Here is a 12483-nt window from a genome sequence, read left to right on the forward strand (position 1 = left end):
GGCAAAAATAATGGTCTGCCTCGCTTGAGACAGACCATTTAGTAAGAAATACTCAAAAGTGCTTTAGGATCCGCACATCTCGCAGCCTTCCGGATCGTCCAGCGAGCAGGCGATAGCCGCTTTGGCATCGTCTTCTGACCATTGTACTACTTCCTTCTGCATAGCCGCCTGTGCTTCGGGCGTAGCGAGGTAGTTCATGGCTTTCTCGTGAACGGTTTCGGTGCTCGGCTGGAGAGCTACCTGCGCCTGCGTTTCCACCGTAAACTTGATGGCGTCGGCAGCAGCTTTGGTCCGCAGGTAATACATGCCGGTTTTCAGTCCCCGCTCCCAAGCGTGGAAGTGCATCGACGTGATTTTACCGAAGTTGGCGTCCGTCATGTGGATGTTGAGTGACTGGCTCTGGCAGATGTAGGCGCCGCGGTCGGCCGCCATATCGATGATCGTCTTTTGCTTGACTTCCCAAACCGTCTTGTACAGGTCTTTGAGGTTTTGGGGCAGCTCGGCGATGTTCTGAACGGAACCGTTGGCCGCGATGAGCTTGTTTTTCATCGTTTCGTTCCACAGGCCCATCTTCACGAGATCGCGGAGGAGGTACTTGTTCACAACGACAAATTCTCCGGAGAGTACACGACGCACGTAAATGTTTGAGGTAAACGGCTCGAAACATTCGTTGTTGCCGAGGATCTGGCTCGTCGAAGCCGTCGGCATCGGCGCTACCAGCAGGGAGTTGCGTACGCCGTGGGTTTTGACCTTTTCGCGGAGGTCTTCCCAGTCCCAGCGACCGGAATCAGGCGTCACACCCCACATGTCGAACTGGAAAATACCCTGGGAAATCGGGCTGCCGGCCCAGGTCTGGTAGGTACCGAATTGCTGTGCCTGCTCCATCGAAGCCTCCATCGCTCCGAAGTAGATGGTTTCGAAGATGTCCTTGTTGAGCTGGCGTGCTTCTTCGCTCTCAAACGGCATGCGCAGCAGAACGAAGGTATCGGCGAGGCCCTGTACGCCGAGACCGATCGGCCGGTGGCGCTTGTTCGAGCGCTCGGCTTCCGGAATCGGGTAGTAGTTGATATCAATGATTTTGTTGAGGTTGCGGGTCGCGACCTTCGTGATTTCGTACAGCTTCTGGTGGTTGAACCGCAGGAAGCCGTCTTCGCCTTTCTCGACAAACTTCGGCAGCGCGAGGGAAGCGAGGTTACAAACCGCTACTTCATCTGCGGCCGTGTATTCGATGATCTCCGTGCAGAGGTTCGAAGACTTGATGGTACCGAGGTTCTTCTGGTTGGACTTGCGGTTGGCATGGTCCTTGAAGAGCATGTACGGCGTACCGGTTTCAATCTGGGATTCAATGATTTCGAACCACAGGTCCTGTGCCTTGACGGTGCGGCGGGCTTTGCCTTCGCGCTCGTATTTTTCGTACAGGGCTTCGAATTCGTCTCCGTAGGCATCCGCCAGACCGGGGCATTCGTGGGGGCAGAGCAGCGACCATACGTCGTTGTCTTTCACCCGCTTCATAAACAAATCAGGTACCCAGAGGGCATAGAAAAGATCCCGGGCACGGAGTTCTTCCTTGCCGTGGTTCTTCTTCATCTGGAGGAATTCAAAGATATCGGCATGCCAGGGCTCGATGTAAATAGCAAAAGAGCCTTTGCGCTTGCCACCTCCCTGATCGACGTACCGGGCGGTATCGTTGAAGACGCGGAGCATCGGGACGATACCATTGGAAGTACCGTTCGTACCCTTGATGTAGCTGCCCGTTGCGCGGATGTTATGGATGCTGAGGCCAATGCCGCCCGCTGATTGGGAAATCAGGGCGCATTGCTTCAGGGTATCGTAAATACCGGTGATGCTGTCATCCTGCATAGTCAGGAGGAAGCAGGAAGAAAGCTGGGGTTTCGGCGTGCCGGCGTTGAAGAGCGTCGGGGTAGCATGCGTAAACCAGCGTTCAGACAGCAGGTTATAGGTTTCAATCGCGGCGTCTACCTCGTTTCCGTGGATACCGATCGCCACACGCATGAGCATATGCTGAGGGCGCTCCGAAATCTTGCCGTTCATTTTGAGGAGGTATGACTTTTCGAGCGTCTTGAAGCCGAAGTAGTCATATCCGAAATCCCGGTCGTAGATAATGGTGGAATCGAGCAGGGCCGCGTGCTTCTTGACCACTTCATACGTTTCCTTTGAGATCAGGGCGGCATTTTCGCCTGTCTTGGGGTCTACATAGTGGTAGAGTTGCTTGATAGTCGCCGAGAACGATTTAAGCGTATTCTTATGCAGGTTAGAAATAGCGATACGGGCAGCGAGCGTCGCATAGTCCGGGTGACGCGTCGTGAGAGACGCGGCGGTTTCGGCTGCGAGGTTGTCCAGTTCGGCCGTGGAAACGCCGTCGTAAATACCGGCAACCACTTTCATGGCTACTTCCACAGGTTGGACAAAGGAAGGATCCAGGCCGTAGCACAGCCGCTCGATCCGGGCCGTGATTTTGTCGAACTTCACGGATTCCCGGCGTCCGTCTCGTTTAATAACGTGCATATTGTCAGCGAGTTAGAGTATATCAGTTAAAAGAAGGAGAGTTTCAAGGTTGAAAATTGCCGGAAAGAACCGCGCCACCGCTTAACCTCTTCGCCCTGCCATTTGTTCCGGCTCGGGCCATATCTTATCAGAAGATAGATTTCTGTCTTTTCCGAATGTGAAATTAGTGTTAAGAACAATAGGGTGCAACCGTCCGATTAGTTCATAATTGTCTATATAAAAGCTATATAGCTCCCGGCGCCGGTCCAGTTAATTCAAACCCAAAACGTTACCTTTGCCACTTCAATTTTTACTTGAGAGAAGCCGTCTGAAAGAAACTTTAAAAAGTCCAATAAAAAGATTTTCAATAAAATAACTTGAAAAACATCCGGAGAAATCCTTGGGTACTTTTGAAAAGATGCGTATTTTTGCGGCCCGTTCGTTTTGGAATCGTAACTGACTAACACTCAATACAATGGCGAAAGCAGATATTCATCCCGAGTACCGCGAGGTGGTATTCTGGGATCTTTCAAGCGACTTCAAGTTCCTGACCCGTTCGACTGCCCAAACCCGGGAAACGGTTGAATTCGAAGGCAACACCTATCCTGTTGTGAAGGTCGAAGTTTCTTCAGAGTCACACCCGTTCTACACCGGCAAGAACGTCCTCATGGACACCGCCGGTCGTGTCGACAAATTCCTCAAGCGTTACGGAAAGAAATAGTCCGTTTCGCGCTGGGTTTTGGAAGCTCCGGTGGCCATTGGTCACCGGAGCTTCTTTTTTTTACCGGGGTTTGAACGCCCAGATCATTCCCGGATTCTTCTTCCCTTCACTGGACAAAAACAGCGTGCCGTCGGGCGCGAAGCAGATACCTTCCGGCTGCTCGAATACTTTCGGATCCAGTTTTTCGACCGATACAAACTGCCCGCCCTTCCGGTCGAGTACAATCAGCTTGTGGCCATTCGAGGCCAGGATATACACATGTTTCGTCAGCGGATGCACCGCAATACCCGACGGATTGAATGTCGCATCCTTTCCGGTGAAACCGAGTTCCTCAAAACTTTGTTTGCGGAGCACGATGCCTTTCCAGGAGAGGTTCCGTGCCCGGTCGTAGAAATAGACATACCGGGTGTCGGGTTTACCGCTGCCGCCTTTGGTATTCTTGGCGGCGACGAAAAACCACTTCGTCTTCGGGTCGAAACAGAAGCCTTCAAGCTCGTTTTTGTCTCCGGGAAGAACCAGGCCGAAAGAACGGATCGAGCGGGTTGTTTTATGATCTTCGTCTCCGGCCTGAATCGTCTCACTGAGCGGAAAGACGAACAGTTTGCCATCGCTCCGCATGATATAAAAGGTATTATCGACGTACGCCAGGTCTTCGTAATCGCCGGGGGTGCCCCACATCCGGCGGTCGGTTACTTTGCCGGATTTATAGTCGAAAAGAAACAAGTCGCCGTCCTCGTCGTTAATACACGCGAGCTGCCCGTCTTTCACATAAGTAATGCCCGAAATTTCCTTCAAACTTGCAGGAAGGGGAAAGGTACGCGAGGGATGGGCAAGGTCGTACGCCAGAGGGCTCAGCGCAGGTGCCGAAGCGGAAGCGGTTTGTTCCTGCTTTTTGGACTGGCAGGCGCCTGCCGCCGCCATCAGCAGAAAAACGAAGATAGAACGCATATGGGCTGATTTTGGCGGGAATTTGCTACATTTCAATGATTTTCTGACCATCGATCACGTGAAAAATAGTGTCGTCACCGAAGCTGCCGCGTCCGAAGCCGGAACGCTCGTCGACCGCGCCCGGGAAAATGCCGAGCAGGTGCTCCAGCGCCTGCCCAAAACGGTTGTTTACCACAACCTGAATCACACCCGGCAGGTAGTCGGGATGACGGAGGAAATCGGTCGGGCTACGGGGTTATCGCCCGAAGAACTGGAAATCGCGCTGATCGCAGCCTGGTTTCACGATACCGGCTATGTCAACGGGTCCAAGGAAGGGCACGAAGACCGGAGCAAAGTCTTCGCAGAGGCGTTTCTGCGGGAAGAAGGCGCTTCGGAAGAAATGATCGATGCCGTCCTGCTCTGCATCGACGGAACGAAGCTTCCCCAGAAGCCGGCTACCCGCCTGGCAGAAGTCGTTGCCGACGCCGATCTTTCCCATACCGCTGCCGATAACTGCCTCGATCTTTCCGAACTGCTCCGCCAGGAGCTGACGTTTTCCTACGGAAAAATCGGGAAGAAAAAGTGGCTGCGGGGAACGCTCGACTTTTTCGGCAACCACCATTTTTTCACCCCTTACGCAAAAGAAGTGCTGGAAAAGAAAAAAGAAGCCAACCTCGAACGCATCCGCCGGCAACTGGAAGAAAAGGAAGCAGAAGACAAGGAGGAAAAGCCGAAGGATAAGAAAGAGGGCAAAAAGGACGAAGAGGGAGGTAAGAAGACCTTTCGTGGTATTGAAACCATGTTTCGGGTGACATCGCAGAACCACAACCAGTTCTCAGCCATGGCCGACAACAAGGCCAATATCATGATCTCCGTCAATACCATCATCATCTCGGTAATCCTGTCGGTACTGATCCGGAAACTGGAAGAATGGCCGCACCTGGTTATTCCGACGGTTATGCTCGTGACAACATGCCTGTTTGCGACGGTATTCGCCGTGCTGGCAACCCGGCCCAATGTCATCCGTGGTACATTCACGAAGGAAGACGTACTTCACCGGAATGTGAACCTGCTGTTTTTCGGCAATTTCAGCCGGATGGAGTTGGCCGACTACGAATGGGGTATGAAAGAAATGATGAACGACCCGGATTTTCTCTACAGTAGTATGACCCGGGATATCTTTTTGCTTGGAAAAGTACTCGACAAAAAATACCGCCTGCTGCGGATCTCCTATAACATCTTCATGTTTGGCTTTGTCGCCTCAGTAGTGGCGTTTGCGGCAGCCAGTATCTACTTTAAACATCACTAAGCCGGCTTGCGGTCGGAATGCCCGAGGGGTTTGCCGGGGGCTATCAGGTCGCGAACGTGCTGCTTGAGGTCTTTGATTTCAGGGAAACCGCCGGCCGTTTTCCGGTCGAAAATTTCTTCGTCATTCAGAAATATCTTAAACGACCCGGCTACTTCGGACGGGCGGAGGGATACTTCGCCCAGTTCGTCGGCAAACGTTGTCAGCAATTCCTGCGCCAGCCAGGAAGAGCGGAGTAACCAGCCGCACTTGGGGCAGTATTCGAGGGTAATACGGGGTTTCATAGGCAGGGAGGCCGGGGGAAATGAGGCACCGGCTGGCTCGTTCAGGCAAATCTTGGCATCTTTCCGGCATCGCGCAACCCTATGACTGAATTTTTGTGGCCGAGCACCTGATCACCGGCGAAAAAGGAGAAGATATGGCCGCGTTCTTTCTTCAGAAGAGCGGTTATGAAGTGGTAGGTCGTAACTACCGGTCCGGCAAAGCCGAAATCGATCTGATTATCCGGAAAAACGATTGGCTCATTTTTGTCGAAGTAAAAACCCGCAGCGGCGTCGCATTCGGGTATCCTGAATCCTTTGTATCTCCGGTCAAAGCAGCTTTGCTGAAGCGGGCGGCGGAAGAATATATATTCGCTGTCGACTGGAAGGGGCCGATCCGTTTCGACATCGTTTCCATCATTCTGAGCCGGGAAAGCGCTGAAATCCGGCATTTTGAAGACGCTATTCCCTGATCGCTTCTTTCCCGGTATAAGAGTATGGCGGCTTTCCGCAGGTCTTTACGGATAAAAGAACCTCTTTATCCGCGACATGAAAAAAAGATTGCTGTTACTCTGGCTGGCCGGGTGCCTGTCGACCACCCTCTTCGCCCAGAAAAAATACGAAGCCAACTGGGCTTCGATTGATTCACGGCCCGTTCCGGGCTGGTTCGAGGACGCCAAATTCGGTATTTTCATACACTGGGGATTGTTTTCGGTGCCGGCTTTCGGCCCTACCGCGCGTGACGGCGTCGGTATCTACGACCGGTACGCTGAATGGTACTGGAAGAAATGGAGCGATCCGACCGCGAAGAGCTACCCCGTTTTTCAGAAATTTCACGAACGGGTTTACGGCCCGAATGTGAAGTACCCGGATTTTGTAGAAGGATTCAAGGCGGAGCTGTTCAATCCGGACGAATGGGCGAAAGTATTTGAACAATCCGGCGCGAAATACGTCGTCCTGACATCGAAACACCACGAAGGCTTTACGCTCTGGCCGAGTGCGCAGTCCTGGAACTGGAATGCCGTGGATGTAGGACCACACCGGGACCTGGCCGGCGACCTGATCAAATCCGTGAAAGACAAAGGTCTGCGGATGGGGTATTACTATTCGCTGTATGAATGGTTCAACCCGCTGTACAAGGAAAATGTAAACCGGTATGTGGACGAGCACATGATTCCTCAGCTCAAAGACCTCGTCACCCGTTACAAACCTGATATCGTCTGGACGGACGGAGAGTGGGATCATCCCTCCGATGTCTGGAAAAGCACGGAATTTCTCGCATGGCTGTATAACGAATCGCCGGTGAAAGAGGAAGTTGTCGTCAACGACCGCTGGGGTAAGGAAACCCGCGCGAAACACGGTGGCTTTTTTACGACAGAATATGAACTCGTTCACAGTGACAATTCGGAAAGCATGAAGTTCAGCCGTCCCTGGGAAGAATGCCGGGGTATCGGCAGTTCATTCGGCTACAACCGGGTAGAATTGCTGGAAGATTATTCGTCTTCGGCAGACGTCATTCACATCCTGATCGAAAAAGTGTCCCGGGGCGGAAATCTGCTCCTGAATATCGGACCTACCGCCGACGGCCGGATTCCGGTCATCATGCAGCAGCGACTGAAAGACATGGGCGACTGGATGAAGGTCAACAGCGAAGCCATTTACGGCACCCGCGCCTGGGACAAAGCACCAGCTTTCAAAAAAGGAAACAAGCTGTTCTTCACCCGAAAAGGCAACGACCTGTATGCCATCGCGACGGAGTGGACGGACCAATTGGTGATGGACGGCATCTCACCGAAAAAAGTTACGCTGCTCGGATACAACGGCACGATCAAGGCAACGGGTAAAGGCGGCAAGTGGACCATTACGGCTCCGGCTGTAACCCCGTCGACGATACCCTGCCAATATGCCTGGGTGTACAAGCTGGAAGCGGCGGTGAAATAAGAAAACCGGCACAAAAAAGCCTCCGGAATAGCTCCGGAGGCTTTTTTGCATCTCAGCGTTTGAGATTGATCCGGCTGTCGAGCCAGGCAGGCGCGTTACGTTGCCAGTAGCTCTGTATACCGGCGTAAACCAGTAGGGTCGTGACGGTACCGACGATTGAACCGACGTACACATCCGCCACAAAGTGCTGAAAAAGGTACACCCGCGAATAGGCCGCCAACGCTGCAAGGAAGACAAATAGCCACCCCCAGCGTTTATTGGCTACAATCAATGTCAGAAAACAAAATAACGCGAAGACCGACGTCGAGTGCCCCGACGGGAAACTGTTTCGGGTATGCAGGTCGAGACCTTCGACGGTATGAAAGAGCCAACCGGAATTCTGATAAACCGCGCTGGGCCGCATCTCATGGTCAAAGAAGCCGTGTTTGAGCAATTGTGTTACTTCTCCCGACAATAAAAAGCACAATCCTCCGAGCAACGCCCACCGGAAACGAACAAACAGAAGCGCAACTACTACAAGCGCACTCACCACTCCGTCAGCCAGGTCTGTAAAATGATAGAAAAACCGGTCCCAGAAGGGGTGGTTCCGGTCATTGACCCAGCGCATCAGGTCGGTTCGGTCGGATTGCGCAAGCAGGATTCCGACCACTATCAGCAGGAGCGCATAGGGCAGAAAAAAGGAATAGTTCTGTCGGATTAAACGAGCGATCATCGGGAAGAAAAGGCTATTCGCCGTCCATCTCTTTTTTGAATTGTTCGAAAGCTTTGAAAACGGCTTCGGCCAGCTTGGCCTGCCCGTCTTCACTGCGGAGGAAGGCTTCTTCCTCCGGGTTGGAAAGATAGCCGGTTTCGATCAGGACAGACGGAGTAGCGGTTTCCCACAAAACGATAAACCCGGCCTGTTTCACGCCGCGACTGGTGCGGCCGGCCCGCTTGAAATAGCGTTCGATTTTGGAGGCGAAATTAAGGCTGCTCGTCAGGTAGGCATTCTGGTAGTTTTCCAGCATGATCATGCCCAGCGGAGAATCCGGATCGAAGCCCTTGTACTTCTTTTCGTAATTGGCTTCCTGAAGAATAACGGCGTTTTCGCGCTTCGCTACAGCCAGGTTCTGTTCGGACTTGTGTAACCCCATGACGTAGGTTTCCGTGCCGTAGTAATCCCGGCGACTGGCCGGCAGTGCATTGGCATGGATGGAGATAAACAGGTCGGCTTTGTTTCGGTTGGAAATGGCGCCGCGTTCGTGTAATTCGATGAATACGTCGGATTTACGGGTAAAGATGACCTTGACGTTGGGGTAGTTTTCCCGGATAAGCCGGCCCACTTCCAGGCCGATCGGGAGGACCACATTCTTTTCCTTGGTACCGTTTTTCCCGATTGCTCCGGGGTCTTTGCCGCCGTGGCCGGGATCAATGACGACCGTCCGGATCACGGACGACCGTTCGGGTTTGCTGCCGGGGTCACTTTCCTGGAAACTGAACAGGAAGAAAACAAGGCACAGTACCGGCCATACATTAACACACTTTAACTGGCTTTTTTCACGCATCTGTCTGAAGGATGGGGGAGATACTCCTTATTTTTGTTCGCAAAAGTACGGGAAAAAGCGAGTTGATGGCTTCTGAACCCATTTTCAGCCGGTTATCTTCGCGTTTTCAATACTACAACGAAGGAATCGGCAAACTGTTTTTCTGCCTGGCGCCGGAGCATTTCACCATCCCATTAACTACTCAAAAACGTTGCTTTACCGTCTTCTTCTGCTCTTTTTCGTGATGCTGGGTGTGCAGGCCTGGGGGCAGGATAAGCCTGCAGCGAAACCGCGTGCGGGTGTGCCGTTTGGCGCTATCCGCCGCCCGGTCAAAGCCGATTCGCTGAAACCCGTCGTGAAGGCGGATACTGTTAAAATGACCCATGCAGACTCGCTCCGGGAACAAAGCGACCTGCAGGCTCAGGTAGATTACTACGCGAAAGATTCGACTATTATGACGACCGACGAGCAGATCGTCGAGCTCTTTGGTGACGCGAAAGTCGACTACCAGGATATTCACCTGAAGGCGGATTACATCAAACTCAACTGGAAAACCAACGAGGTATATGCCATCGGCCGGAAGGATTCAACCGGCCGCATGATCGGCGAACCGGTCTTCGAACAGGGCGCTGATACCTACAACACCAGCGAAATCCGGTATAACTTCAAGAGCAGGCGGGCGGCTATCAAAGCCATCATTACCAAGCAGGGAGAGGGAAACGTCCGCGGAAAAATCGTCAAAAAAGACAGTTCGAATAACTTCTTTCTGCGGGGAGCTTTTTATACGACCTGTGACCTGGTCCACCCCCACTTCGGGATTCAGGCGTCCAAAATCAAGCTGGTGCAGGGGAAAGGAGATAACAGGCAGGTGATATCCGGGCCTTTCAACCTTGTGATTGCGGGGGTGCAGTTGCCACTGGGGCTCCCATTCGGCTTTTTTCCGTTCTCAGAAAAACGAAAATCCGGGTTTATCCTCGGAAACTACGGGGAGGAGCCTCAGAACCGGGGCTTTTATCTCCGGGATTTCGGATACTACTGGGCTGTTAATGACTACATGGGGCTGCGTTTTACCGGCCAGGTATACTCCAAAGGCGGCTGGGGCGCCGGTACGCAGGGAAACTACATAAAGAAATACAAGTACAGCGGAAGCTATAGCCTGATTTTCAACCACAATAAATCAGGAGACGAGGTAGGTTCAAACAAAACCATCTCGAACGACTTCAGTATTCAGTGGTCGCACTCCCCGCAAACGCTGGGCCGGCCGTACAGCTTCTCGGCGTCGGTCAACATCGCCAGCAGCAACTATACCCGGAACAACGAACAGAATATTACCAGCACAACCGGTTTGGGGCGGTACCAGCAGAACGTGTTCGGGTCGTCGGTGCAGTACTCCCATAACTTTGGTAACTACATCCAGACGAGCGCGAACTTCCGGGTCAACCAGAACGTGACCACAAAAGCACTGACAGCCGGCGTCAGCGTCAGCGCGGCTGTGACGCAGTTCCAGCCCTTCCGCCGGAAAAAGGCCGTGACACCGGCCTGGTACGAATCGTTCCGCCTGGGGATGAACCTGACGAGCTCCGCGGACTTGACTAATAACGTAACGACGCAGGTAACGACGAGCAGCAGCTATTCCAACGAATTCCGGCTCATTGCAGACAGCACGCAGACGAAGGGCATTAAAACCGGTGTCATTCCGTTCAACATCGACAACCTGCCGACGATTCTCAAAAACAGCCAGGTGAAGACGTCGTTCTCGGTGCCTATTTCCCTGCCGAACTTCAAAATCGCCCGGAATATCAACGTCACGCCGGGGGTGAGTCTCCAGGGAGATGTGTATACGAAACAGTACAAGTATACCTATGTCCCCCCTACTATTAAGTATGATTCAACGACCGGCGCGTACACCCAGGCCGACAGCGGGGGCGTCATGGTAAGTACAATCAGCAAGCCGGGCGTAACCTATTCATATGCGTTTTCTCTGGGAATCAATACCCGGACCTACGGAACCTTCTACTTCAAGAAACTCGGTCGTGTAGAAGCCATCCGGCATACCTTCGCTCCCTCCCTCAGCCTGAGCTATACGCCTGATTTTTCGAGCCCGTCTTTCGGTTTTTACCAGAAAGTGCAGATCAACCAGCGGGGCGACCAGCGGTATCTCTCCAAGTACGTAGGCTACAGCGGAAGCATCGGAAAGTCGGCCGCGGCGAGCTTCAGCCTGACTAACCAGCTGGAGATGAAAGTCCGTGCGAAATCGGATACCGCCAAAAATGCGTACGAAAAGATCAGCCTCCTTGATAACTTCTCGATTTCCGGCAGTTACAACTTTATGGCGGATACGATGAAGCTGTCGAATATTTCGGTGTCGGCCAATACGGTTATCAAGAAGAAATACAACATCGCGTTTGCGTCCGTGTTTGACCCATATGCTGTTTTGCAGGATCCGTTTGTGGCGACAGGCGTACGGATCAGGGATTTCAAAATTTCCCGTGGACAGGGGTTGGCGCAGCTTCAGAGTATGACGATCGGTTTCAGTACGGCTTTCAAAGGCGGGTCGAAGAAAAAGGACCAGAAGCCGAAAGAGAAGCCGGAGGGGATGAGCGACGCCGATATGAAGTTTATTCAGACAAATCCACAGCTGTATATCGACTGGGATGTTCCCTGGAACGTAAACGTAGCTTACAACTTCAGCTACACCAAATATGGCTTGGCCAAGGCACAGTCGTTCCAGACGCTGAGTTTCAACGGAGATATCAAGCTGACTGAAAAATGGGCAATGACGTTTACGACGGGCTGGGATTTTGTGCAGGGAGCGCCTTCGCTCACCAATATCGGTCTGACACGCAACCTGCACTGCTGGGAGGCGGCATTCAACTGGACGCCTATTGCCCAGAACCTCCGCGGAGGAAACTATAATTTTGAGCTCCGCGTGCGCTCATCGTTGCTGAAAGATTTGAAGCTGTCCCGCCGCCGGAGCTTCTACGATATGGGTGGCTATTAAAAAATTTGAAGCAAAAAGTAGGAATCGGCTGCAAAATGATTACTTTTGCCGTCCCAACAAGTCTCCGTAGCTCAGTTGGTAGAGCAATTGACTCTTAATCAATGGGTCGAAGGTTCGAGCCCTTCCGGGGACACAATAGCGAAAGCATCTGTCAATCATTCGATTACAGATGCTTTTTCGTTTTTATTCGGGTTGATCGCGTGCTTTAAATGTCTTTGTGTAAGAGAAATCAACAGAAGAAAGAGCCAGAAAGTGATCGAGAACGGAACAGGTGGAAATGTATAATTTGCTGGTTGTCA

Annotated in this window: 10 protein-coding genes and 1 tRNA gene; 6 read left to right on the forward strand and 5 right to left on the reverse strand. The window is 52.5% G+C overall.

The features are described from left to right. Positions 1 to 63: 63 nt before the first annotated feature. Positions 64 to 2526, reverse strand: coding sequence for a ribonucleoside-diphosphate reductase subunit alpha (locus BLR09_RS08205; protein ID WP_093200273.1), 2463 nt, complete (start codon positions 2524 to 2526; stop codon positions 64 to 66). 454 nt (positions 2527 to 2980) lie between these two features. Between BLR09_RS08205 and BLR09_RS08210 the strand changes: the two genes are divergently transcribed. After that, on the forward strand, positions 2981 to 3226 hold the full coding sequence (locus tag BLR09_RS08210; protein ID WP_093200276.1) for a type B 50S ribosomal protein L31: 246 nt from the start codon (positions 2981 to 2983) through the stop codon (positions 3224 to 3226). Positions 3227 to 3286: 60 nt separating this feature from the next. Here the strand turns inward: BLR09_RS08210 and BLR09_RS08215 are convergent, their stop codons facing one another. Beyond that, positions 3287 to 4174: an SdiA-regulated domain-containing protein gene (locus BLR09_RS08215; RefSeq protein WP_245689884.1), complete on the reverse strand. Its 888-nt coding sequence runs from the start codon at positions 4172 to 4174 to the stop codon at positions 3287 to 3289. Between the two features lie 58 nt (positions 4175 to 4232). Between BLR09_RS08215 and BLR09_RS08220 the strand changes: the two genes are divergently transcribed. Further along, positions 4233 to 5462 carry a Pycsar system effector family protein gene (locus BLR09_RS08220; RefSeq protein WP_245689885.1) on the forward strand — a complete coding sequence of 410 codons (1230 nt, stop codon included), beginning with the start codon at positions 4233 to 4235 and terminating at the stop codon, positions 5460 to 5462. On the opposite strand, the gene BLR09_RS08225 is transcribed toward BLR09_RS08220, so the two are convergent. Next, positions 5459 to 5743: an Rdx family protein gene (locus BLR09_RS08225; RefSeq protein ID WP_093200282.1), complete on the reverse strand. Its 285-nt coding sequence runs from the start codon at positions 5741 to 5743 to the stop codon at positions 5459 to 5461. The genes BLR09_RS08220 and BLR09_RS08225 overlap by 4 nt on opposite strands. A gap of 95 nt (positions 5744 to 5838) precedes the next feature. On the opposite strand from BLR09_RS08225, the gene BLR09_RS08230 reads away from it, so the two are divergent. Then, complete coding sequence (locus tag BLR09_RS08230; RefSeq protein ID WP_093200285.1) at positions 5839 to 6192, forward strand: YraN family protein; 354 nt, start codon at positions 5839 to 5841, stop codon at positions 6190 to 6192. 76 nt (positions 6193 to 6268) lie between these two features. Then, entirely contained in the window at positions 6269 to 7660 is a 1392-nt protein-coding gene (locus tag BLR09_RS08235; protein WP_093200288.1) for an alpha-L-fucosidase, read from the forward strand. A 52-nt stretch (positions 7661 to 7712) separates the two neighbouring features. Here BLR09_RS08235 and BLR09_RS08240 read toward each other — a convergent pair whose 3' ends face one another. Further along, entirely contained in the window at positions 7713 to 8372 is a 660-nt protein-coding gene (locus tag BLR09_RS08240) for a phosphatase PAP2 family protein (protein WP_093200291.1), read from the reverse strand. Positions 8373 to 8385: 13 nt separating this feature from the next. Next, a complete protein-coding gene (locus BLR09_RS08245; protein WP_093200294.1) occupies positions 8386 to 9204 on the reverse strand; it encodes an N-acetylmuramoyl-L-alanine amidase family protein in 819 nt (272 codons plus the stop codon). Between the two features lie 190 nt (positions 9205 to 9394). Here BLR09_RS08245 and BLR09_RS08255 point away from each other — a divergent pair, with 190 nt between their 5' ends. Both BLR09_RS08255 and BLR09_RS08260 read left to right on the forward strand, forming a co-directional pair. Further along, entirely contained in the window at positions 9395 to 12184 is a 2790-nt protein-coding gene (locus BLR09_RS08255; protein ID WP_143011057.1) for a putative LPS assembly protein LptD, read from the forward strand. 60 nt (positions 12185 to 12244) lie between these two features. After that, positions 12245 to 12317 (forward strand) — tRNA-Lys (locus tag BLR09_RS08260). Positions 12318 to 12483 lie beyond the last annotated feature (166 nt).

The organism is Siphonobacter aquaeclarae (genome assembly GCF_900103285.1).
In the GTDB taxonomy this organism is placed as follows: Bacteria; Bacteroidota; Bacteroidia; order Cytophagales; family Spirosomataceae; genus Siphonobacter; species Siphonobacter aquaeclarae.